The 21,388-nt window shown below is 65.8% G+C and carries 24 protein-coding genes; 9 read left to right on the top strand and 15 right to left on the bottom strand.

Annotated features, from left to right (window positions below; translation table 11 throughout):
• Positions 1-94: 94 nt before the first annotated feature.
• The 4 genes from VHL31_RS24995 to rfbF are packed head-to-tail and all read right to left on the bottom strand — an operon-like array spanning position 95 to position 4,340.
• A complete protein-coding gene (locus VHL31_RS24995) occupies positions 95-1,276 on the bottom strand; it encodes a class I SAM-dependent methyltransferase (RefSeq protein WP_329663972.1) in 1,182 nt (393 codons plus the stop codon).
• A 13-nt stretch (positions 1,277-1,289) separates the two neighbouring features.
• Complete coding sequence (locus VHL31_RS24990) at positions 1,290-2,516, bottom strand: class I SAM-dependent methyltransferase (protein ID WP_329663971.1); 1,227 nt, start codon at positions 2,514-2,516, stop codon at positions 1,290-1,292.
• A 2-nt stretch (positions 2,517-2,518) separates the two neighbouring features.
• Positions 2,519-3,556, bottom strand: coding sequence for an NAD(P)-dependent oxidoreductase (locus VHL31_RS24985; protein ID WP_329663970.1), 1,038 nt, complete (start codon positions 3,554-3,556; stop codon positions 2,519-2,521).
• Between the two features lie 10 nt (positions 3,557-3,566).
• A complete protein-coding gene (rfbF, locus tag VHL31_RS24980) occupies positions 3,567-4,340 on the bottom strand; it encodes a glucose-1-phosphate cytidylyltransferase (RefSeq protein WP_329663969.1) in 774 nt (257 codons plus the stop codon).
• Positions 4,341-4,739: 399 nt separating this feature from the next.
• On the opposite strand from rfbF, the gene VHL31_RS24975 reads away from it, so the two are divergent.
• Together VHL31_RS24975 and VHL31_RS24970 are read left to right on the top strand one after the other, a co-directional pair.
• A complete protein-coding gene (locus VHL31_RS24975) occupies positions 4,740-5,273 on the top strand; it encodes a hypothetical protein (protein WP_329663968.1) in 534 nt (177 codons plus the stop codon).
• 56 nt (positions 5,274-5,329) lie between these two features.
• Positions 5,330-5,872, top strand: coding sequence for an isochorismatase family protein (locus VHL31_RS24970; protein WP_329663967.1), 543 nt, complete (start codon positions 5,330-5,332; stop codon positions 5,870-5,872).
• On the opposite strand, the gene VHL31_RS24965 is transcribed toward VHL31_RS24970, so the two are convergent.
• From VHL31_RS24965 to VHL31_RS24935, 7 genes are all read right to left on the bottom strand, one after another.
• On the bottom strand, positions 5,844-6,248 hold the full coding sequence (locus tag VHL31_RS24965) for a hypothetical protein (protein ID WP_329663966.1): 405 nt from the start codon (positions 6,246-6,248) through the stop codon (positions 5,844-5,846). The genes VHL31_RS24970 and VHL31_RS24965 overlap by 29 nt on opposite strands.
• A gap of 274 nt (positions 6,249-6,522) precedes the next feature.
• Positions 6,523-7,608, bottom strand: a complete 1,086-nt coding sequence (gene flhB, locus VHL31_RS24960; RefSeq protein ID WP_329663965.1) for a flagellar biosynthesis protein FlhB — start codon at positions 7,606-7,608, stop codon at positions 6,523-6,525.
• A gap of 3 nt (positions 7,609-7,611) precedes the next feature.
• The gene (locus tag VHL31_RS24955) at positions 7,612-8,382 is read right to left on the bottom strand and encodes a flagellar biosynthetic protein FliR (RefSeq protein ID WP_329663964.1); all 771 of its coding nucleotides are present in this window, start codon (positions 8,380-8,382) and stop codon (positions 7,612-7,614) included.
• Between the two features lie 6 nt (positions 8,383-8,388).
• A complete protein-coding gene (gene fliQ, locus VHL31_RS24950) occupies positions 8,389-8,661 on the bottom strand; it encodes a flagellar biosynthesis protein FliQ (RefSeq protein WP_329663963.1) in 273 nt (90 codons plus the stop codon).
• A gap of 10 nt (positions 8,662-8,671) precedes the next feature.
• Entirely contained in the window at positions 8,672-8,983 is a 312-nt protein-coding gene (locus VHL31_RS24945) for a flagellar hook-basal body complex protein FliE (protein WP_329663962.1), read from the bottom strand.
• Positions 8,984-9,024: 41 nt separating this feature from the next.
• Entirely contained in the window at positions 9,025-9,432 is a 408-nt protein-coding gene (flgC, locus tag VHL31_RS24940) for a flagellar basal body rod protein FlgC (RefSeq protein WP_329663961.1), read from the bottom strand.
• Between the two features lie 44 nt (positions 9,433-9,476).
• On the bottom strand, positions 9,477-9,875 hold the full coding sequence (locus tag VHL31_RS24935; protein ID WP_329663960.1) for a hypothetical protein: 399 nt from the start codon (positions 9,873-9,875) through the stop codon (positions 9,477-9,479).
• 130 nt (positions 9,876-10,005) lie between these two features.
• On the opposite strand from VHL31_RS24935, the gene VHL31_RS24930 reads away from it, so the two are divergent.
• From VHL31_RS24930 to VHL31_RS24920, 3 genes are read left to right on the top strand one after another with little or no spacing between them, the layout of a single operon-like run.
• Entirely contained in the window at positions 10,006-10,236 is a 231-nt protein-coding gene (locus tag VHL31_RS24930) for a carbon storage regulator (protein ID WP_329663959.1), read from the top strand.
• Positions 10,233-10,736 carry a 5-(carboxyamino)imidazole ribonucleotide mutase gene (gene purE / locus VHL31_RS24925; RefSeq protein WP_329663958.1) on the top strand — a complete coding sequence of 168 codons (504 nt, stop codon included), beginning with the start codon at positions 10,233-10,235 and terminating at the stop codon, positions 10,734-10,736. The genes VHL31_RS24930 and purE overlap by 4 nt, the downstream gene beginning before the upstream one ends.
• A 30-nt stretch (positions 10,737-10,766) precedes the next feature.
• Positions 10,767-11,855 carry a 5-(carboxyamino)imidazole ribonucleotide synthase gene (locus tag VHL31_RS24920; protein ID WP_329663957.1) on the top strand — a complete coding sequence of 363 codons (1,089 nt, stop codon included), beginning with the start codon at positions 10,767-10,769 and terminating at the stop codon, positions 11,853-11,855.
• Between the two features lie 25 nt (positions 11,856-11,880).
• On the opposite strand, the gene VHL31_RS24915 is transcribed toward VHL31_RS24920, so the two are convergent.
• The 4 genes from VHL31_RS24915 to VHL31_RS24900 form a co-directional block, all read right to left on the bottom strand.
• Positions 11,881-12,090, bottom strand: a complete 210-nt coding sequence (locus VHL31_RS24915) for a YdcH family protein (protein ID WP_329663956.1) — start codon at positions 12,088-12,090, stop codon at positions 11,881-11,883.
• Between the two features lie 101 nt (positions 12,091-12,191).
• Positions 12,192-12,599 carry a hypothetical protein gene (locus tag VHL31_RS24910; RefSeq protein WP_329663955.1) on the bottom strand — a complete coding sequence of 136 codons (408 nt, stop codon included), beginning with the start codon at positions 12,597-12,599 and terminating at the stop codon, positions 12,192-12,194.
• On the bottom strand, positions 12,571-13,884 hold the full coding sequence (locus tag VHL31_RS24905; RefSeq protein WP_329663954.1) for a M10 family metallopeptidase: 1,314 nt from the start codon (positions 13,882-13,884) through the stop codon (positions 12,571-12,573). Before VHL31_RS24905 ends, VHL31_RS24910 begins: the two co-directional genes overlap by 29 nt.
• A 185-nt stretch (positions 13,885-14,069) precedes the next feature.
• Entirely contained in the window at positions 14,070-15,755 is a 1,686-nt protein-coding gene (locus VHL31_RS24900; protein ID WP_329663953.1) for a formate--tetrahydrofolate ligase, read from the bottom strand.
• 271 nt (positions 15,756-16,026) lie between these two features.
• On the opposite strand from VHL31_RS24900, the gene VHL31_RS24895 reads away from it, so the two are divergent.
• The 4 genes from VHL31_RS24895 to VHL31_RS24880 all read left to right on the top strand — a co-directional run.
• Positions 16,027-17,244 carry an efflux RND transporter periplasmic adaptor subunit gene (locus VHL31_RS24895; protein ID WP_329663952.1) on the top strand — a complete coding sequence of 406 codons (1,218 nt, stop codon included), beginning with the start codon at positions 16,027-16,029 and terminating at the stop codon, positions 17,242-17,244.
• Complete coding sequence (locus tag VHL31_RS24890; protein WP_329663951.1) at positions 17,241-19,226, top strand: MacB family efflux pump subunit; 1,986 nt, start codon at positions 17,241-17,243, stop codon at positions 19,224-19,226. Before VHL31_RS24895 ends, VHL31_RS24890 begins: the two co-directional genes overlap by 4 nt.
• A complete protein-coding gene (locus VHL31_RS24885) occupies positions 19,223-20,611 on the top strand; it encodes an efflux transporter outer membrane subunit (protein WP_329663950.1) in 1,389 nt (462 codons plus the stop codon). Before VHL31_RS24890 ends, VHL31_RS24885 begins: the two co-directional genes overlap by 4 nt.
• 212 nt (positions 20,612-20,823) lie before the next feature.
• A partial coding sequence (locus tag VHL31_RS24880) for a PAS domain S-box protein (RefSeq protein ID WP_329663949.1) occupies positions 20,824-21,388 on the top strand: 565 nt, incomplete at its 3' end.

Genomic DNA, 21,388 nt, shown 5'->3' with positions numbered 1-21,388 from the left:
GCGCCCTAGCCAGGGTTAACGACAGCTATGTGACAATCTCGACGAACTCGGACGGTGGAATGACCGTCAGGCCGAGGCGGCGGATCGACTACGCCTAGAGCGCGGTCAGTTCCGGCTCCAGCCCCATCGACCCGAGACCACGACTGATCTCGTTCAGGTAGATCGGATTGACCACTACGACCACGTCCGGCCGAATGTCCACCAGTGCCTTGGGCGACAGGATCTCGTTGCCGCACCCTGCCAGGAACTTGCCGTGTTTGTGTGGATTGATGTCAACCACCGCCTCGACCATGTCGGCGATCTTGAGCGTGGTGATCAGCGATACCGCCTTCGAGCCGGAACCCCACAAGGCGACCTTCTTGTTCTCGTGCTTCCAGCGGGCGAACTGGCCACGCAGATGCTCTAGCTCCGGGCCGATCACGGCCTTGAACTGCGCGACCTGCCCTTTCGTCTTCGCCAGATCGTCCTCCAGCTCCAGGCGCGGCTGGGTCGGACCATCCACGGGCTTGGCTTCCAGCATCAGATACTGGTCGTCATAGGCCTTCCACAGGTTGGTCACGTCGAACCCGGTGGAACGGAACAGGCGGCTGAGCGAGCCCAAGGTGAAGTACGAGCAATGCTCGTAGTAGATGTCCCAGAAGGCCGGCTCGGTCAGCACCCGCTCGGCATCGGGCAGCTCGAAGAATATGTCGACGTGCGGACGGTCGCCGATGCTCTCGCGCACCAGCTTCATGAATTCATGGACCTCATGGATGTGCTCGAGCGTGTGCCGGCACGAGACATGGTCCGCCTGCAGGTGGCAGTACTTCGGCCCGTAGAAGTCCTGAATGAATTGCAGGCGGTCCGCGGCCGGGCTCACCGTGCGCTCCGGCCGATAGCCGGGATCGATGCCGATGCCCGCCGCTCCCGAACGCTCGCACAGCGTTACCAGGAACTCGCCCTTGCCGCAGCCGATCTCCAGCGCGGTCTTGCCGGGCTTCAGGTCGAACTTCTGGATCTGGTCGTCGCAGATTTCTTCCAAAAAGCGGACGAAGCGCGGCGAGAAGGCCTGCGTCTCCTCGTAAGCCGGCGAGTAGTTCTGCGGCTTGGGGTCGAACTTGACGTTCTGAATGAACCCGCACTGGTTGCAGAAGCCCAGCTCAAGGTCGCCCTTGGGAAAATCCAGCGCCTCCTGGCGCGAATCCACCATCAGGCAGCTATGCACGGGGATCCTGTCGACCTTGTAGAACAGGTCGAGGTCCGTGCTGCCGCACGCCTTGCAGACATGATCCGACATACGGGAAGTACTCTCAGACGATGACGGGCGTCGGGATCGGAAGGATGAACTTGCCGCCGCGTGCCGCATGCGCCGACTGCTGGCTCATGATCTCGTCCTTGAAATTCCAGGGCAGGATCAGGAGATAGTCGGGCTTGGTCTCCTCGATGACCGACGGAGCCTTGATCGGCAGGCGGACACCGGGAATCCAGCGGCCTTGCTTGAATGTGTTGCGGTCAACCACGTAATCCAAGAGGTCCGGACCGATCCCGACATAATTGAGCAGGATCGTGCCCTTGGCGGCGGCACCGTAGCCGGCGACCTTCTTTCCCTGGGCCTTCAGGTCCAAGAGCATGGCGCGAAGGCTGCTCTTGATGTTCTCCACCCGGGCCGCAAAGCTCGCATAGTAATCGAACTTGTCGATCCCGAGTTCGCGCTCCTCGGCCAGTAGTCCGGTGATCGACGGATCGGGTCGATCGGTCTTCTCCACGAAGATCCGCAGCGAACCGCCATGGATCGACAGGCGCTCGACCCGGTTGAAGTACAGTCCGTGCTGCAGGAACAGCGCCTTCAGCGCCGTTGCCGAGAAGTAGCACAGGTGCTCGTGATAGATCGTGTCGAACTCGCCGTGGTCGATCAGGTCGCGCACATAGGGCGCCTCGATCACCGCGACGCCGTCGTCCTTGAGCAGCGTTGCGATGCCTTGCACGAAGCCGTTCGTGTCGGCGACGTGCGCCAGGACGTTGTTGCCGTGGATCACGTCGGCCTTGCGGCCTGATTCCGCCAGCTCCTCCGCAATGCTCAGGCCGAAGAAGGCCAGCCGCGTGTCGATGCCCTTCTTCCGGGCAGCCTCGACCGGCCCCGGAGCCGGATCGATCCCGAGCAGCGGGATCCCTGCCTTCTGGTAGTGCTGAAGCAGGTAGCCGTCATTCGACGCCAGTTCGACCACGAAGGAGGAGGACCCAAGCCTGCGCTCCTTGATCCGCGCCTCGACATTCTCGCGCGCATGGGCAACCAGCGCGTCGGTGAACGACGAGAAGTAGGGATAGTCGTGGCCGAACAGTTCTTCCGGCGGCACGGTCTTGAGGATCTGCACGAGCGTGCAGTCCTCGCAGAATGCCACGTCGAGCGGAAACCGCGGCTCCGTCTTGTCCAGGTCGCCTTCCGCGATGAAGCCGTCGGACAGGGGCAGGTCGCCCAGCGACAGGAAGGTCTTCAGGTGCGGCCGGCCGCAGGACCGGCAGCTCACGATCTCAGCCATGGTCAGGCGGCCGCCTTCAGATGCTGCAGCGAATGGTCGACGGTGCCGCCGGTGATCAGGTTCTTCACATGGGCCAGACGCATGTAGCGCGGGCTGAAGAACTCTTCCCGGGTGAGGCCAGCCTGCGTGTAGGCATCGTAGAGCTGGCGGATGCCGGCCTCCACCGTCCACTTCGGCTGATAGGCCGGAAGGGTGCGGGCGATCTTGTCGCAGTTCACCCGGTAGTTGCGGGCGTCGGGGCTGGCATCGCTGGCGAAGGTCACCTCGACGTCCGGCACGACCTTCGCCACCAGCTCGGCGACCTCGCGCACCCGGTAGTTCTCGCTCGTCCTACCCACATTGAACGCTTCGCCATGGACGAGGTCGCGCGGAGCTTCCGCCACGCACTTGAAGGCGAGTGCGATGTCCTCGATGTGGACCAACGGCCGCCAGGGCTTGCCGTCGCTCTTCATCTCCACCTTGCCGGTGGTCACGCCAAAGCCGGTCAGGTTGTTCACGACCAGGTCGCCGCGCAGCCGAGCGGACAGGCCGTAGGCCGTGGCGCTGCGCAGGAAGATCGGGCTGAACCGGTCGCTGGCCATCGGAGCGACATCGCGCTCGGTCCAGACCTTGCTCTCGGCGTAGGGCGTCACCGGGTTGAAGCCGGCCGATTCATCCAGATAGTTGTCCCCGGCAGCACCGTAGTTCGAGCAGGACGAGGAGAACACGAACCGGGCGACACCGGCATCACGGGCCAGCTCGGCCAGACGTACCGACGCACGCCAGTTGATGTCGTAGGTCGTCTCCGGATCCAGGTCGCCCAGCGGGTCGTTGGACAGGCCGGCCAGGTGAAGGACGGCATCCATGCCCTCCAGGTCTGGGCGCTCGACCTGGCGGAGGTCCTTCACGATCTGCCGGCACTTCACCCGCGGCTGGCCAGGGAACGTGCAGCCATCGAACAGGAGGCTGTCCAGGCCGGTCACTTCATGGCCGGCAGCCTGAAGCATGGGAACCAGGACGTGACCGATATAGCCGTCATGGCCGGTGACGAGAACGCGCATGGTAGTATCCTCAGTCCCAGATCTTCCAGGGGGCCTGGCCGGAATCCCAGAGTTCCTCGAGGCGGACCCGGTCACGGACCGTATCCATGCACTGCCAGAACCCTTCGTGGCGGTAGGCCATCAGCTGGCCATCCGCGGCGAGCCGTTCCAGCGGCTCGCGCTCGAAATGTGTCGAATCTCCATCGATGTAGTCGAAGATCCCGGGCTCCAGTACGAAGAACGCACCGTTGATCCAGCCTTCGCCCAGCTGTGGCTTCTCTTCGAACGCCACCACCTGGTCGCCCTGGATGTCGAGCTTGCCGAACCGGGCGGGTGGGCGCACAGCCGAGACGGTTGCGAGCTTGCCGTGCCGCTTGTGAAACCGGACCAGCTCGTCCAGGTCGATGGTGGACACGCCATCGCCCCACGTCAGGAGGAACGTGCCGTCCTTGCCGAGGAAGGGCTGCAGCCTCTTGATGCGGCCGCCGGTCTGCGTGTTGAGGCCGGTGTCGATAAGGTCGATCCGCCAGTCCAGCGATGATTCGGTGTGGCGCTCGACTACACTGCGCCGGAGATCCACCGTCAGATCACTGCTGAGTGAGCAGTAATCCGTCATGTACTTCTTGATATACTCGCCCTTGTATCCGAGGGCGATGGCGAAATCCTTATGCCCGTAATGGGCATAGTGCATCATGATGTGCCAGATGATCGGCTTGCTGCCAACCTCTACCATCGGCTTCGGCTTGCTGACCGTTTCTTCCGAGAGGCGGGATCCGAGACCACCCGCGAGAATTCCGACCTTCATGCTTTCCACCGATCGCCGACACTCTATCCATGGCCCGGATAGACCAAGTTGCCTTTACCGAGCCAGCAACAAGCTCACGAATGCGCCCTTTGGTACTGATGCATTCTGTCACAGTACCAGTCATGGACATCGTTCGCCTTGAACGGACGGCAGCGCATCTATGCGCGCGCTGGCAGTACAGCCAGCGAGGCGTCCCTGCCAGCGCCTTGACCCGAGCGCACGCAGCTGTGCTCAAGACGTTGCCACGGCGCAACATTAACACTGGTTCATGTTCGACACGGGAGTGGGTGGAAAGTTTCTCGCATTATTCCAGTTCAGCGTTCGTCGGCTTTCCCTGGACGCCATGGCGACATCTCGCTCCACTGTCGCCAATGACGGTTCTGTCGAGAAGGTGCGGTCATGAATGGCGATGTCACCGAGCGACTGGTCGATACTGCGCTGATCGGTGCGGTCTACGAGCGGGACCGCCTGTTCCCGCGTGCACTGGAGATGGTACGGGCACTCTGCCATCCTTGGCTCGAACCGAGCGACGCGTTCCTGGTCGCACGGGCAGAGGCGGGACTGCGGCAGAAATGGATGGTGTTGGCCCAGGCTGAGCGCGATCTTGCGGCCACTGCAGACGGAAGACGGTATTTCGAGGGAGAGTTGTGCCGCCCGCTCGGCCCTGCCTGCCATCAGCATCGCTTCCTGCAGGAACAGTTGCGGCTGTGCTTCATCGGCCAGTTGTCACCGCAACGGCGACTTCTCCTGGCGACCCAGATGCGCCAGGACCGACGGCGCTGCCTCGTCTGCCTCGGCACAAGATTGGAAGCACTGCCGGACGGGCCGGAACGTCGGCTTATCCGTGCGCGGCGCCAGCTCATGGAGGAGGAAGCGCTGGCCTTGGACAGGCGGCTCGTCGACCTGGGCGTGCTTGACCAGGTGAGACTGTAGCGCAGCCATTGCGAAGGCCATGTCTAAACGGTCGTGCAACGTCGAAAGGAGTGATCTTGTTGCTTGCAGCCCAAGCCTGCGCCCTCCTCGTGGTCGACCTGCAGGCACGGCTGGTGCCGGTACTGGAAGCGCCGGAAGACCTGATCTCGCGCTGCCGGATCGTACTTCAGGCTGCTGCCAGGCTCGACGTGCCGGTACTGGCGACCGAGCAATACCCAAAGGGCTTGGGCCATCTGGTGCTGCCCATTCGATCGCTGATAGCGCCGGAGCGGGTCGTCCCCAAGATTGCTTTCTCGGCCATGCGTGATCCAGAGCCGGCCGAGCGGATCAGCCAGCTCGGGCGGGACACCATCGTCGTGATCGGCGCGGAAGCCCATGTCTGCGTGCTGCAGACCGTGATCGATCTCCTGGCCCGTGGAAGGAAGGTCGCCGTGGTGGCAGACGGCGTTGGGACCAGGCGTGCACTCGACAAGGAGGTGGGGCTCGGGCGGATGGCACGCGCCGGTGCCCAGATCGTGACAACCGACATGGTGGTGTTCGAGTGGATGGAGCGAGCCGGCACGGAGATATTCAGGGAGCTGATCCCGCTCCTGCGGTGACCGGCGAGCCGATGTCCACCCCGAGTTGGCGCAACAGGAGAGGCCGCAGCTGGGCCTCGTCGACGACATGAAGGCGCGGCTCGCCCGGCAGGATCATGTAGCACCAGTCCCCGGCAGGACGCTTGGCCCATAGCTCGGCGGTGTAGATGTCGGCGGCGGCAGGGTTGGTGAGCCTCAGCCGCCTGATCCAATGGTACTCGACGCGGACCAGGGCATCGCCCGCGGACCAGCCCAGCACAAGCTCTCCCTCGGCCCGGCCCAGCCGCTGCCAGCGCTGCACTTCGCTGCGCGCCGGGCGGATGGTACCGAGCGGTTCGGGCAGGACGATACGGTCGGGCGGATCCAGGCTTGGCCTGACGGGTTCGGAGGACGGCATCACGCACACCAGATCGATGGCCTGCGCCAGCAACTAGGGCGACGCGGCTGGATGACCAGGGGCATCGCCGATCCATTCGGAACGCGGCTCGCGTCTCTCTGGCGTCACGTGGCGGCCAGGATGCACGTCATGACCCAGGTGCGGCGGGAGCGAGGTCCAGGCAGGGCCATTCGTCGGCCCGCTAGGCCAGATCAATTCAGCGGCCGGTCGGCCTGCACACGGTTCGTCTCTGTCTGATGGCGAGCAGTTCGTGGATTGGCTTCGGCGCCAGCAGCTAGGGAGCTGGCGAGCCGGCCGGCTGGCCGCGGCGCAATCTCATCACGGTTGCGATCACCTCGGCCACCGCACGGTAATGATCGACCGGAATCGGCTGGCCGACATCGGCCATGGCATGGAGTGCCCTGGCCAATGGCGGATTCTCGACCAGTGGAATGCCATGCTCGGCCGCCTTCGCACGGATGATCGCCGCCAGGTGATCGACGCCTTTCGCGACCACGACCGGTGCCGCCTGCTGGTCCTTCTCGTAGCGGAGCGCCACCGCGTAGTGGGTAGGATTCGTGATGACCACCGTCGCCTTGACCACGTCCGACAGCATGCGTTGGCGCGCTCGTGCCATCCGGATCGCTCGCAGGCGCTGCTTGATCACCGGATCGCCCTCGCTCTGCTTCATCTCCTCCTTCACGTCCTGGCGGGACATGCGCATCTGCCGCTGGAAGCGGAAGCGCTGCCAGACGATGTCGAGCATGGCACAGCAGCCCATGGTGATCGTGCACGCGAGCAGCAGCCGACCGAGCAGGCGGCCGATCTCCCCGCCGATCGTGGCGGGCTCATGGGCCACGGCCCCCACCAGCAGGGACAGCTCTCCCCTCAGCTGGATCCAGCAGACCACCCCGATCGTGACCACCTTGAACAGGTTCTTGGCGAATTCGATCAGGGCGGTGCCGCCGAACAGCCGCTTAAGTCCATCCAGCGGCGACAGCCGCTCTGCCTTCGGCATGAGGTTGTCGCTGCTCCAGAGCAGGCCCTGCTGGCTCACGGTCGACAGGATGGCGGCGAGCGCGAATCCTGCCGCGGGCACAACCATGACCGCCAGAAGCCCGAAAACGGCGGTGAGGGCATGGGAGCGTATCTCGTCGAGTTCACCGGCAGGGGCCCAGGCGTGCTGCAGAAACCAGCGCAGACTGCCCAGGACTTGCACGGCGAGTGCGGGACCCGCGAAGGCCAGCAACCCGGTCGCCATCCCCAGGATCAGCACGTGCGCCACATCCCGGGACAGCGGCACCTGACCCTTGGCGCGGGCGTCGTCGAGCCGCTTTTGCGATGGTTGCTCGGTCTTGTCGTCGTCGCGCTCCTCGGCCACGGCTCAGAAGTTCCCGAGCACGTCGGACCAGGCGACGGACAGCATGCGCAGCGCAAGGAGCCCGATCGATCCAACAGCGGCGGCCAGCACAATCAGGCTGACCATGATCTGCGCCGGTGCCGCCACGAACAGGACCTGCAGTGTTGGCATGAGACGGTTCATGACCCCCAGGACGCCGTTGAGCAGGAGAGTTGCGAGCACGACCGGGCCAGCTACCCGAAAAGCCAGATCGAAGGCTTGGCTGCCGGCACGGCTCATGGTTTCGGTCATGTAGGGCAGGTCGGGCAGGCTGCCGAACGGCAGAACCCCATAGCTGTGCGCAAGACCAGCGAGGAGCAGGTGGTGCGCATCGCTCGCAAACAGCACCGTCAGGACCATCATCGACAGCAGCGCCGACGGGATGGTGGACTGGGATGCCTCGTTCGGATCGAACATGGCGGCGACCTGCAGGCCGGAATGCATGGCAATGACGGTTCCAGCCATGTGCAGGGCCGCGAAGATCCAGCGGATCAACAGGCCGAGAAAGGCACCGATCGCCATCTCGCCGACGACGGGAAGAAAAAGGGACAGAGGGTCCGGCGTGGCTGGAGCCTGCACGCCAGAGCCGGGCACCAGGACGAACGACACGACCAGCGCCATCGCCAGCCGGGCGCGCGCCGTCAGCCATTGCTCGGCGAACATCGGCAGGATCATCATCGCGGTGCCGACGCGCGCGAAGACCAGGGCGCAGGCGAGGACCTCGCGGGTCACCAGATCGGCCAGGGCACCGGTCATGGCGGCTCAGTTCGTCCCGACCGTGATGATCCGGTCGAACAGCTGCTCGGTGAAGGCGCGCAGCTCGCCGAACATGAAGGGCAAGGTGAGAATCAGCGCCACGGACATGGCGACTACCTTGGGGACGAAGGACAAGGTCATTTCCTGGATCTGGGTCAGGGCCTGGACGAGGGAGACGACAAGGCCCACCACCAGCGCTGTCAGCATCATCGGGCCGCCGATGCGGATCATCAGCCAGAGCGCCTCGCGCACGAGGCCGATGACTTGTTCCGGTGTCATGGCAGGGACCCTAGATCGGCATCCGCATGATCTCCTGGTAGGCGGCGACGACACGGTCACGCACCGCGGTCACCGTCGACAGGCCCAGTTCCGCTGCCGTGACCGCTTCCACCACCTGCTGCAGGTCGGCCTTGCCGACCATCGCATCGGCGCTGGTCTGCTCCGCCAGGCGCCCGGCCTGCACCGCATCCTGCAACTGGCTCTTTACCAGTTCGCCGAAGCTGGGCATCGCCGTGGCGGCATCGCTGCCGCCGCCGGAGATCCGCTCGAGCGCCTTGCGGTAAGCGGCGGTGGCCGCCTTGGGTCCGATCTCGACTGCCATGGTTCTGCTCCTTCAGGATTGGGGCCGTTGCGGGATGTTCGTCAGCGCAGCAGGTCGATCGTTCGCTGCATCATCTTCTTGCTGACCTCGAAGGCGTTCAGGTTCGCCTCGTAGGACCGCTGTGCCTCGCGCATGTCCATCATCTCGACCAGCGGCTCGACGTTCGGCATCTGGACGTAGCCCGCCTCGTCGGCGGCGGGGTGGCCGGGCTTATATTCGGACTTGAACTCGGAAGGGTCGGTGCCGTAGCGGCGGACGCTGACCAGACCCAGTTGCTGCGCGCGGTCGAACTCCTCGCCGAACGAGATGGTCTTGCGTCGGTAGGGCTCGCCGCCTGGCGCCTCGGCCGTCGATTCCGCGTTCGCCAGGTTCTCGGCGGTGACCCGCATGCGCGAGCTCTGCACCTTCATTCCGGCGCCGGCGATCGTCAGCGATTGTTCCAGGTCCATCGGACTCTCCAGTAAGGTCGGCTAGCGGCGGCGTCGGGGGACCGTCATCCGTGACTGCCGCCGACGGCTGTGCGCCACATCTGGACGTATTTGCGGTACAGGTCGTTGCCGAGTTGATGGTCGAGCTGGGTCCGCGCCATCACCTCGGCCTGCTCTTCCAGGACGACGGCATTGCCGGACGGGGAAACTTCCCAGCCGCGCCCCGTGCGTGGCTTGGCGTCGTCCGCGTCGGGGCGACGACTGGCGGGCAGATGGGAAGCGTTCGTCGCGGCCATCAGGATCATCGGTGCCGGACGGACCGCGCGGGTGACCTTGCGGCGGAACTCGGTCTCCGAGAGATCCTTCGGCATGAAGCCAGGGGTATCGGCATTAGCGATGTTGCGGGCCAGCACGGTCTGGCGGTCACCCAGCCAGCCCTGGCGGGCCGACAGGAGCGTGAACAACCTTGAATTGACCGCAACTATGTCAGATCGCTCCTTGCGCGCACCATTCCGGCCTGCGACGGTTGCAGCTTAAGGTCGTTAAGGTTAACAAATCGTTGATGCCGTTGCCGAAACCCTCACCGGTGGACCCATGCTCTATCTGACGCGTCGTGCCGGTGAGGCGGTGATCATCAACAACGCGATCGAGGTCCGCGTCGTCGAGCTGAAGGGCCGGACCGTGAAGCTGGGCTTCAGCTTTCCACCCGAGGCGAGCGTGCTGCGCGAGGAAGTCTTCCTGCAGATCAAGCAGGCGAACGAGCAGGCCGCCGCCGACCCGATGGCCTTGCAGCCGAAGCCTGACGACGAAGGGCATGCACCTTGACAGGCGCCGATGCGGGGCCAGCGCCGAAGGTCGCCATCGTCATGGGCAGCCGTTCGGACTGGCCGACCATGCAGCATGCATGTGCGGTGCTGGACGAGCTGGGCGTACCGAATCTCACACGGGTGGTGTCGGCCCATCGCACGCCGGACCGCCTGTTCTCATTCGCCAAGGGTGCGAAGGCGGCCGGGCTGCAGGTCATCCTGGCCGGTGCAGGCGGCGCCGCGCACCTGCCTGGCATGATCGCCTCGCTGACGACCCTGCCGGTGCTGGGCGTGCCTGTGCAGAGCGCAACCTTGAGCGGTGTGGACAGCGTGCTTTCCATCCTGCAGATGCCGGGCGGCGTGCCGGTCGGCACACTTGCGATCGGAAAGGCCGGCGCCATCAACGCCGGGCTGCTTGCCGCCTCCATCCTTGCCCTGGCGGACCCGGACCTGGCGCTGCGGCTGGAACGCTGGCGGCAGGCCCAGACCGAGGCGGTGCCGGACGCGGTCGTGGACTGACGGGTTTTCGCGGAACTGGACCGGCGCGCCATGAAGACAATTCCTCCCGGCTCGACGATCGGCATCCTGGGCGGCGGGCAGCTCGGCCGGATGACGGCCCTGGCGGCCGCCAGGCTCGGCTATCGCTGCCACATCTATGCGTCAGAAGCGGATCCGCCCGCCGCGCTCGTGGCGGCAGCCCATACCGAAGCGGGCTTCGACGATGCGGCCGCGCTCGACCGGTTCGCCCAGGCCGTCGACGTGGTGACCCTCGAATGGGAGAACGTGCCGGCCTGGACAGTCGAGCGACTGGCGGAGCGGGTACCCGTGCGCCCGGGTGCCGGCGTGCTGGCGGTCTGCCAAGAACGCGTCGCGGAGAAACGGTTCGTGGCCGGTCTCGGGATCGGTGTCACCCGCTTTGCGCCGGTGCCAGACGAGCGGGCGTTGCCCGGTGCAATTGCCGAAGCCGGCCTGCCTGCCGTCATGAAGACCACGCGGCTCGGCTATGACGGCAAGGGCCAGACCGCGCTGCGCGACGCTGCCGGTGCTGGGGAAGCGCTGGATCGGATCGGCGGCGGCCCGGCCATCTTGGAAGCCATGGTCGATTTTGCCTTCGAGTTCTCGGTCGTGACAGTGCGCGGACTGGACGGCAGCGTCGCAAGCTTTGATCCGGTGGAGAACCGGCACGCCAACCATGTGCTGGCCGAGACGCTGGCACCGGCCCCTATCACCGCTGCACAACGCGTCGAGGCAGTCCGTATTGCAGAGCGGATCGCGGTGGCCCTGGACCTGGTCGGGGTTCTGGGCGTCGAGATGTTCCTGGCGCGCGACGGGCGGATCCTGGTCAACGAGCTCGCGCCCCGTCCGCACAATTCCGGCCACTGGACGATGGATGCCTGTGCTTGCTGCCAATTCGAGCAGCTGGTGCGCGCCGTCTGCGGGTTGCCGCTCGGCAGCACCACCCGCCATCACGATGCGATCATGACCAATCTACTCGGCGATGACGTGCTGGGGTGGCCTGCCATTCTCGCCGAGCCGGGTGCCCGCCTGCACCTTTATGGCAAGGCGGAGGCGCGACCGGGCCGCAAGATGGGCCACGTCAACCGGCTGTTCCCGATCGGTCAACGCCCGGATCGGTGACAGCGAGGCGATCACTCGACCGTGCTCAGGCGATGATGTCCGGGATGCGCTCGCTTTCCAGGGCCATGATCTTGTCCTTGAGCATCAGCTTGCGCTTCTTGAGGCGCTGGATGTGCAGCTGATCGCTGGAGCCCTCCGCGGTCAGCTGCCGGATCAGATCATCCAATGCTCGATGGGCCGCTCGAACACCTTCCAGTTCAGTGTCGATCTCGCGCTTGTCGATATCATCGGCCATCGTCCGGTCGATCGTCCCCTTGCTTATAGGGCATCATACCAGCTCGCACCCATCAGCGCAGCGGCAATGCTGCATCGAATGCGGCCATACTTTCAGGCCGATCAACCCAGTACGTTCCATGTGCCTCCGGACCAGCCCAGGGTCCTGTCGAGGAACACGATCTTCTCGATCGAGATGAACTGGTCGAGGCCCAGGTTCCCGTCGCCAGATGCGATGTCTACCAGGCGTCCACCCTGAACCGTGCCCTCGATCCGGTAGCCAGCGGAATGAAAGTGGATCATCAGCGTGTCTGACCCGGTACCACCGCTGATCGTGTCATTGCCATACCAAGCTGCGAGAAGATCGTTGCCGTCCTCGCCGTAGAGGGAATCGTCGCCGCTGCCGCCATGCAGCACGTCCTGCCCTGCTCCACCCCGCAACTGATCGATCCCGCCGCCGGCGAACAGCCGGTCATCGCCGATGCCGCCGTTCAGCTGGTTGTCACCCGTGCCGCCATACAGCCAGGTCACTCCCGGCCCCGCCGTCCAGCAGGTCGTCGTCGAGATCGCCATAGAGCCGATCGGCACCATCGCCGCCGGACACCATGTCCGCGCCAACTTCGCCATAGAGGCGGTCGTCGCCAGCAAAGCCATGGAGGGCATCATCGCCATTGCCGCCGAGGATGACGTCCATCCCGTGCTGGCCCGACACGAGATCGTCGCCGCTGCCGCCCTCGATCCGATCATCGCCATCGCCACCGAACAGGGCATCTGACCCGTCCCGGCCGAACAGGAGATCGTCGCCGCCGTGACCTTCGATCCGGTTGGCAAGTGCATTGCCGTCGATCCGATCACCGCCAAGTCCGCCCATGGCGTTTTCGATCAGGGTCCCGCGGGAGATGAACATCGTCCCCGGCAGGCTGCCGCCGCCATCGGCTCTCCAGCGGAACGGCTCGCCCAGTTCCGACCAGCTGTTCTGCCCCAGGCGGATCGTGGCGGCGGTTGTCTGGTTGGACCAGTCGATCGTGTCGATACCGCCGGAGTCCCAGATCGTCTGGTAGATCCGCTCCTCTTCCTCCCATCGCCAGACCGTGTTGCCGGCAAAGGCCGAGGAGGCACCATAGAGGGACTGCATGGCAGCCACATCCAGACCCATCGGCGTGGATGGATAGAGTTCCACCGCATAGCCCTGGCCCAGATCCTGGCCCGGGTAGGACCGATAGCTCATGATCGAGTTGCCGATCCAGTCGACCGCCGGATCCAGTGCCGAGCCCACGCCGTCGTCACCATCATGGGTGTGCAGCAGCCCCAGGGCGTGGCCCACCTCATGCATCAGGGTGAAGTAGCGCCACGTGCCTGGTGCGTAGACCCAGTCGACGATGTCGGGCTCGTCGATCCTGGGGAAGCGCTGCTGGCCGAGCCAGATGTCACCGCCTTCGGCAGCCGGATCCGGCAGGTAGGCCCACGCGGTCGACGGCAGCGTGGATCGACCGAAGCGGAGATCGCCTGCCGCCGTGTCCGATTCTGCGACTTCGACGAAGTGGATGTCGGCGACATCAGCCCAGGCGCCCAGCGCCTGACGTACGACCGCCTTCTCGGCTTCGGAAAAGTCACCGGCCCAAAAGCCCGGTTCATCGTTGCCATAGCCGCTCCGCCAGGATGAGTCCCCCGCGGCGAAGCTGTACTCGATGACCAGACCGGTCTCGCCGGGCTGCCAGCGCACGCCGGAGATGAGCGAATCGACGGCGGCATCACCCGTGGCAACGGCGCTCGTCGGCGATGAGCCGATGGCGGGCGTGGCGGCAACGGGATCCATCCCGGTCCTCGCACTGCCGCCAGCCGCGCCGTGCGAACCATCGTTGCCGAGCCAACTCATCGAAGCGGGCATGAACCACCGTCCCCAGGATCCTGAACGGATCCGAGGGTACGGGTCTCGACTTAAAACAAGGTTAACGGCTCGTGTGGCATGGGCTTCGAGCCGCTATCTTTGCGAGCGGTCGGTCAGAAAAGGCCATCGATCTGCCCACGCTCGTCGATGCGGATGCTCTCGGCCGACGGCTTCTTCGGCAGACCCGGCATGGTCATGATCTCCCCGCAGATCACCACCAGGAACTCGGCTCCTCCGGACAAACGTACCTCGCGAATCGGCACCAGATGGCCGGACGGTGCGCCGCGCAGGGTGGGGTCGGTGGAGAAGCTGTACTGCGTCTTGGCCACGCAGATCGGGAAGTGGCCATAGCCCGCCGCCTGCAACTCCTTGAACTGGTCCTGGATCTTCTTGTCGGCGACGATGTCCTGGGCCCCGTAGATTTCGGTGGCGATCGTCTTCACCTTGTCCCAGAGCGGCATGTCGTCCGGATAGAGATGGACGAAGCCACGGCCGTCCAGCGAATGCGCCTCGTCGCACAGCTTCACGACATGCTCGGACAGCGCGGTGATGCCGGCAGAACCTTCCGCCCAGTGCGCGCACACGAACGCCTCGACCCCTAGCTCCTCCCGGCAGAAGCGGAGCACGAACTCATGTTCCGCCGGCGTGTCGGTGACGAAATGGTTCAGCGCCACGACGGATGGCACGCCGAACTTGCGGACGTTGCGGACGTGGCGGGCGAGGTTGACGATGCCTTTCTTAAGGGCGTCCAGGTTCTCCTTGCCGAGATCTTCCTTGCTCACGCCGCCATTGCTCTTGAGCGCGCGGATGGTGGCGACGATCACGGCGCAGTCGGGGGTCAGGCCAGCCTTGCGGCACTTGATGTCGAAGAACTTCTCAGCTCCGAGATCGGCCCCGAAGCCCGCTTCGGTCACCACGTAGTCGGCAAGCTTGAGCGCCGTGCGCGTCGCCATCGCCGAGTTGCAGCCATGCGCGATGTTCGCGAACGGTCCGCCATGGACGAAGGCCGGGTTGTTCTCCAGCGTCTGCACCAAGTTCGGCATGAACGCATCCTTGAGCAGGACGGCCATGGCACCCGAGGCCTTGATGTCCTTGGCCGTGACCGGCTTGCGGTCACGGGTATAGCCCACGATCATCCGGCCGAGGCGCTGCTCCAGGTCGTACATGCTGGTGGCGAGGCAGAACACCGCCATCACCTCCGACGCGACGGTGATGTCGAAACCGTCCTCGCGCGGGAATCCGTTCGCCACCCCGCCCAATGAGCTGGTGATCTGGCGCAGTGCACGGTCGTTCATGTCGACGACTCGGCGCCAGACGATGCGGCGCTGGTCGAGCCCGGCCTCGTTGCCCCAGTAGATATGATTGTCGACCATCGCCGCGAGCAGATTGTGGGCGCTGCCGATGGCGTGGAAATCGCCGGTGAAATGGAGGTTGATCTGCTCCATCGGCACGATCTGGGCATAGCCGCCGCCGGCAGCTCCACCCTTCATGCCGAAGCAGGGGCCGAGCGAGGGCTCGCGCAGGCAGATCATCGCCTTCTTGCCGATCCGGTTCAGCCCGTCGCCCAGGCCCACGGTCGTGGTGGTCTTGCCTTCGCCGGCCGGCGTGGGGTTGATCGCCGTCACCAGGACCAGCTTGCCGTTCGGACGCTCGGCCATCCGGTCGAGGACGGACAGGTCGACCTTGGCGATGGCGCGGCCATAGGGGTGCAGCTCGTCCGCCGTGATCCCGACCTTTTCCGCGATCTCCACGATCGGCCTGGTCTTTGCCGCCCGGGCAATCTCGATGTCGCTCGGCATGAACTGGTCCTCCATCGAAGCCGCGCCGGCAGCCCCCTTGGCCGCAAGGTAAGAGCACGGCAGAGGGTGGGCACGATAGCGTGGGAGCGACCTGATCTTGCATCAGGCTGCCGGCTGATGGCGCGGCACGGAGCAGCAGCATCAGGGCTTCCTCTTGTAACCGACCGTTACATCGCAGCACATAATGAGGAAGCGAATCGGTCCTAGTCGTTTGTCGGCGGGTGGCTACTCCGTACCCTCGGAGCCGTCCGGGAACCTGCCGCGGAGATCCATGAACGAGCTTGCTCCCCCGTCCACCGAGACGGGCGCCTCCGCCCGGATGCGTCCTGCCCGGCGTCGTCGCCGGAACCGGTGGGTCCTGGCCCTGGCCTGCCTGGTCCTGCTGGCGGTGGCAGCTGTCGCCTACACCTGGTGGCCGAGTGACGACGGCGAGGCCGTGGCGGTGCGCACGGTCGAGGTCGTTCGCGGCGATGTCGCCGACGTGGTCAGTGCCCTGGGTACCTTGCAGCCGGCCAGCTATGTCGATGTCGGCGCCCAGGTGTCGGGGCAGCTCACCAGGCTGAATGCGGCCATTGGCGATCAGGTGACCCAGGGGCAGCTCCTGGCCGAGCTGGATGCCAGGGTCCTGCAGTCGCGTCTGTCCACCGACACGGCCGAACTCGCGCGCCTCAACGGCGTCCTTGCCCAGCAGGTGGCCCAGCGCGAGCTGGCCGAGGCTCAGGCCAACCGCCAGCGCGCCATGTTCCGCGGCAATGCCACCAGCCGCGACCAGCTCGACATCGCGGAGGCGCAGCTGCGCGTGCTGGACGCGCAGATCCTCCAGACGGAGGCCGAAATCTCCGGCCAGGAGGCGACCATCGCCGCGGATCGGGCCAACCTGTCCTTCACGCGCATCGCGGCACCGATGACCGGCACGGTGATCTCCGTGACGGCCGTGCAGGGCCAGACCCTCAACGCCAACCAGTCCGCGCCGATCCTGCTGCGCATCGCCGATCTCGCGACCATGACGGTCGAGGTGCAGGTTTCCGAGGCGGACCAGCCGAAGCTGCGGCTGGGCATGCCCGTGCGCTTCAACACGCTGGGTCGTCCGGACGAGCCGCGCAACGGCACGCTGCGGCAGATCTACCCGACGCCGGAAGTCGTGAACAACGTCACGCTCTATACGGCGCTGTTCGACGTTGCCAACGCGGATGGAGAGCTGCTGCCGCAGATGAGCGTACAGGCCTTCTTCATCCGGGCCGAGGCGAAGGATGTCCCGATGGTGCCGCTGGCCGCCCTCTCCCGGGATGATGGCACGGCGGAGCGGACCGTCCAGGTGCTCGATGCTGAGGGCAACGTCTCCTCGCGGCAGATCCGGATCGGGGTGAGCGACCGGGTGCATACGGAGGTGGTCTCGGGCCTGGAACCAGGAGAACGGGTCGTCCTCAAAGGTGTCACTGCGCCCCAGGACGCTGCGAGGCCGCGGCCGGCGATGGGACCGCGCCTGTGAGCCTGCTGGTCCAGACCAGGCCGCCCGCCGGCGGTACCGCGCCGCTGGCAGCGCCGCCTCCCCTCATCAGCCTGCGCGGGATCGAGCGCAGCTTCGCGCGAGGAGAAACGGAGGTGCTGGCCCTGCGTGGGGTCGACCTGGACATCCGGCGCGGCGAATTCGTCGCGATCATGGGCCAGTCGGGGTCCGGCAAGACGACGCTCATGAACATCCTGGGCCTGCTGGACCGGCCGAGCGGTGGCAGCTACCGGTTCGACGACGAGGAGGTCGGCGACCTCGACCCGACCGAGCGGGCAGGCTTGCGCCGCGATCGGTTCGGCTTCGTGTTCCAGCAGTACAACCTCCTGGCCAACGAAAGCGCGCTCGAGAACGTGGAGGTGCCAGCGGTCTATGCCGGCAAGCCCAAGGCCCTGCGCGAGGAACGGGCGGCCGAGCTGCTGACCATGCTGGGCCTGGGCGAGCGCCTCGACCACCGGCCGGCCCAGCTCTCGGGTGGCCAGCAGCAGCGCGTCTCGATCGCGCGCGCGCTGATGAACGGCGGGGAAGTCATCCTCGCCGACGAACCCACCGGCGCTCTCGACAGTGCCAGCGGCCAGGACGTGATGCGCCTCCTGCGCGAACTGCACGGGCTCGGCCATACGGTCATCCTGATCACCCATGACCGCGGCGTGGCCCAGCAGGCGGACCGGCTGGTCGAGATGCGGGACGGCCGGATCATCGCTGACAGCGGAGCGGTGCTGCCGGCACCGCGCACGAGGTCCGGGACGCCGGCGCCCGCCCGCGCCTCGGCCATGCCGGTCGCGGGCGAGATCCTGAAGACCGCTGGCCGTGCCTTGTCGGCCAATCTGTTCCGCACGGCCCTGACCCTGCTGGGTGTCGTGATCGGCGTGGCGTCGGTCGTGGCGATGCTGGCGATCGGCAATGGCGCCAAGAAGGAGGTGCTGGACCGTATTTCCGCGATGGGTCCGGACCTCCTGCTGGTGCGGCCTGGCGCCCGAAACGTCCGAACGACCGATGGGACGGTGGCGACCTTGGTGGATGCGGACCGCCTCGCCATCGAGCGCCTGGAGAATGTCCGGGGCGCCATCTCCGAGTACACGTTCAACGCGACGGCCCGGGCGGAGGGTGCCGATGCCGTCACGCAGACGGATTCCACCGTGCCATCCTTCCCGGATGTCCGTGCCTGGCCGGTCGCCTCGGGCAGCTTCTTCACCGAGCGCGACGTGAAGGAGTTCGCAGCCGTGGCGGTGATCGGGCAGACGGTCGCCCGCAACCTGTTCGGCGAGGCCGATCCACTCGGCGCCTACATGCTCCTGAACAACGTGCCGTTCCAGGTGATCGGCGTGATGGCGGCCAAGGGCGCCACCCCGTTCGGCTCCGACCAGGACGACGTCGTGTTCGTGCCGCTGACGACGGGACAGCTCCGCCTGCACGGCAAGCCGTTCGTGCGCTCGATCACGGTCCAGGTCGCCGACACCAGCCGGATGGACGAGACGGAGGCGGAACTGACAGCACTCCTGCAGGCGCGGCACGGGGCCATGGACTTCCAGATCCGCAACACGGCGGCGATCCTGGACATGGCCATGGAGTCGCAGAACACGCTGACCGTGCTGCTCGGCGCCATCGCGCTGATCTCGCTGCTGGTCGGCGGCATCGGTGTCATGAACATCATGCTGGTGAGCGTGACCGAGCGGACCCGCGAGATCGGGGTGCGGATGGCAACCGGTGCCCGTCCACGCGACATCCTCCTGCAGTTCAACGCGGAGGCACTGGCGGTCTGCCTCGTGGGTGGCCTGGTCGGCGTGCTGCTGGGGGTAGGGAGCGCCCTTGCCTTGGGCGCGTTCGGACGCCCGATCCTCCTGACCACGGGGCCGATCCTGCTGGCGTTCGCCTGCGCGGTCCTGACCGGACTGATCTTCGGGTACCTGCCGGCGCGCAAGGCGTCCCGGCTGGACCCGGTAGCGGCACTGGCGGCCGATTGACCCAAGCGCGAATCGCCCTGGTGCTGGCGGCCCTGGCAGGGCTGTCGGCCTGCGACATCAGCCAGCGCCTCGCCACGGCGCCGACCGATCCCGGCAACCGGTTCATGGCCCTGCCGGCCGACGCGGCCGCAACCTGGCCGGATCCTGACTGGTGGCGTGCCTTCGGCAGCGAGGAACTGGATGCGCTGATCCTGGAGGCCGCGGCGAACAATCGCGATCTGGAGGCAGCCGTCCAGCGCGTGGCACAGGCGGAGGCGCAGACCCGCATCACCCGCGCCGCCCTGTTCCCGGTCATCGACGCGGACGGCGGGCTCAGCCGCGGCCGGAGCTCCAGCACGAACGGCAACAGCCGGACCCGGACCAGCTATAGCGCCGCGATCTCGGCTTCCTATGAGCTTGACCTGGCGGGGGAGCTGGAGAACCTCGCGAACGCGAGCGACACGCTGCTGCTCGCGACCGTGTACGATCGCGACGCGGTCACCCTCACCCTGACCGCCGATACAGCCAACGCTTACTTCACGCTGCTGGCGCTGCGTGACCGGCTGGCGCTGGCCAGGGACACGTTGGACGCGGCGCGGCGCGTCCAGGGGATCGTCCGCGTTCAGGCCACGGCCGGGCAGGCTTCGGAGCTGGAGGTGCAGCAGCAGTTGTCCGCGGTGAAGAGCCAGGAAGCGGCCGTGGCCGGCCTGGAGGGCGACGAGCGGCGTCAGGCCAATGCCCTGGCGCTCCTGCTGGGCAGGCGCCCTGAAACACTGTCGGTGGCCGTCCCTACCCTCGATCGGCTGCAATTGCCGCCGATCATGGCTGGGCTGCCCTCGGAACTGTTGCGCCGCCGGCCGGACCTGGCGCGGGCGGAAGCGGACTTGGCGGCGGCAGGTTTCGATGCCCAGGCCGCGCGGGCGGCACGTTTTCCGGTAGTCGCCCTGACTGTGTCCGGCGGGCTGCAGAGCACCGAGTTCAGCGACCTCATGTCAGCCGACGGAGCGATCTGGTCGCTGGCGGGCGCGGTCACGACACCCATTTTCGACGCTGGCCGGCTGGAAGCAGGCGAGGACGAGGCTGTGGCGCGCTATCAGGAGCTGGCGGCGGTCTACTCCCAGTCCATCCTCGCGGCGCTACAGGACGTCGAGAACTCCCTCATCGCCGTCCAGGCGGCGGAACGGACGTTCGCGCTGCGTCGCGACGCCTACATCGCTGCGCGTGAAGCCTATCGCATCGCCGAATTGCGCTGGCGCACCGGTGCGACCGATTTCGTCTCGGTCCTGCAGGCACAGCAGACCAGCTTCACGGCAGCCGACACGCTGACCCAGGCGGATCTGGCCAGATTTACCGCAAGCGTCAGCCTGTACCGCGCCCTGGGCGGTGGCTGGAACCAAGCCGGATAGGCCAAGCCTGGCGCAAGTCGCCTGCTGGTCGCGGGCGCGGCTATCCTGCAGCTTGAAGCCTGTCCCCTGATATGCTCGTGCGACTGGCTATGTTGCATGAATCTGCGAAACTGGTCACAGATGATTGGAATGGCCGAGATTTCCGGTGACTGACGTTGTTTACTAAAGATGTCTGCTTATTCTCTTCGATGATGGAACAGGCAGCCATTGGCATGGTTGTCAAAGATTCCAATGGTAGTACGCTATATGCGAATCCAGCATTTGCGAACCTGTTGGGATACCGTCCGGACGAAGTAGCCGACTTCAACCTCGAAACGCTGCTTCATCCCCATGATCTGATCGAGGTACGTGAACGCACCGCGCGGATGCGCGGGGGCCATTTCGAAGCCTATCGTGCGGAGCGACGCTACCGGCACAGGAATGGCTCGTTCGTCTGGGTGACGGTGCACGTCTCCGCCTTGCGCCGGGACGACGCCGGACGGATGACCCACTACCTGGTCCAGATCGTCGACATCGATCGCCAGAAGGCCGTTCAGGCCGCACTGATCGAGACCGAGCGACGCGCCAGCTTCGCCCTGACGAGTGCGGGCCAGTGGGTGTGGGATCTGGACATTCTCGGTCGGCGGGTCTGGCGGTCGCCGCAGTGGAAGACGGCGCTCGGGTATCGGGACGATGAACTGCCCGACGATCCTGAGCCTTGGCGGATCGTTCATGCGGACGACCGCGCCAGTGTCGAAGCCGCGTTCGAGCGGGTCGTCACGGGCAAGTCGGAGGTGT

Origin of the sequence: Geminicoccus sp., assembly GCF_036263595.1 — a bacterium.
In the GTDB taxonomy this organism is placed as follows: Bacteria; Pseudomonadota; Alphaproteobacteria; order Geminicoccales; family Geminicoccaceae; genus Geminicoccus.
Note: the sequence above shows the minus strand (reverse complement) of the source record. Positions and strands in the feature narration are given on the sequence as shown.

What these genes read in the sequence shown, in the direction of transcription:
- VHL31_RS24975 (WP_329663968.1), top strand. Translation starts at nt 4,740, where the DNA reads ATGAATGGCGATGTCACCGAGCGACTGGTCGATACTGCGCTGATCGGT.
- VHL31_RS24920 (WP_329663957.1), top strand. Translation starts at nt 10,767, where the DNA reads ATGAAGACAATTCCTCCCGGCTCGACGATCGGCATCCTGGGCGGCGGG.
- VHL31_RS24900 (WP_329663953.1), bottom strand. Translation starts at nt 15,755, where the DNA reads ATGCCGAGCGACATCGAGATTGCCCGGGCGGCAAAGACCAGGCCGATC.
- VHL31_RS24905 (WP_329663954.1), bottom strand. Translation starts at nt 13,884, where the DNA reads ATGGATCCCGTTGCCGCCACGCCCGCCATCGGCTCATCGCCGACGAGC.
- VHL31_RS24995 (WP_329663972.1), bottom strand. Translation starts at nt 1,276, where the DNA reads ATGTCGGATCATGTCTGCAAGGCGTGCGGCAGCACGGACCTCGACCTG.
- VHL31_RS24915 (WP_329663956.1), bottom strand. Translation starts at nt 12,090, where the DNA reads ATGGCCGATGATATCGACAAGCGCGAGATCGACACTGAACTGGAAGGT.
- VHL31_RS24985 (WP_329663970.1), bottom strand. Translation starts at nt 3,556, where the DNA reads ATGCGCGTTCTCGTCACCGGCCATGACGGCTATATCGGTCACGTCCTG.
- VHL31_RS24965 (WP_329663966.1), bottom strand. Translation starts at nt 6,248, where the DNA reads ATGCCGTCCTCCGAACCCGTCAGGCCAAGCCTGGATCCGCCCGACCGT.
- VHL31_RS24895 (WP_329663952.1), top strand. Translation starts at nt 16,027, where the DNA reads ATGAACGAGCTTGCTCCCCCGTCCACCGAGACGGGCGCCTCCGCCCGG.
- VHL31_RS24945 (WP_329663962.1), bottom strand. Translation starts at nt 8,983, where the DNA reads ATGGCAGTCGAGATCGGACCCAAGGCGGCCACCGCCGCTTACCGCAAG.
- VHL31_RS24955 (WP_329663964.1), bottom strand. Translation starts at nt 8,382, where the DNA reads ATGACCGGTGCCCTGGCCGATCTGGTGACCCGCGAGGTCCTCGCCTGC.
- VHL31_RS24990 (WP_329663971.1), bottom strand. Translation starts at nt 2,516, where the DNA reads ATGGCTGAGATCGTGAGCTGCCGGTCCTGCGGCCGGCCGCACCTGAAG.
- fliQ (WP_329663963.1), bottom strand. Translation starts at nt 8,661, where the DNA reads ATGACACCGGAACAAGTCATCGGCCTCGTGCGCGAGGCGCTCTGGCTG.
- flgC (WP_329663961.1), bottom strand. Translation starts at nt 9,432, where the DNA reads ATGGACCTGGAACAATCGCTGACGATCGCCGGCGCCGGAATGAAGGTG.
- VHL31_RS24930 (WP_329663959.1), top strand. Translation starts at nt 10,006, where the DNA reads ATGCTCTATCTGACGCGTCGTGCCGGTGAGGCGGTGATCATCAACAAC.
- rfbF (WP_329663969.1), bottom strand. Translation starts at nt 4,340, where the DNA reads ATGAAGGTCGGAATTCTCGCGGGTGGTCTCGGATCCCGCCTCTCGGAA.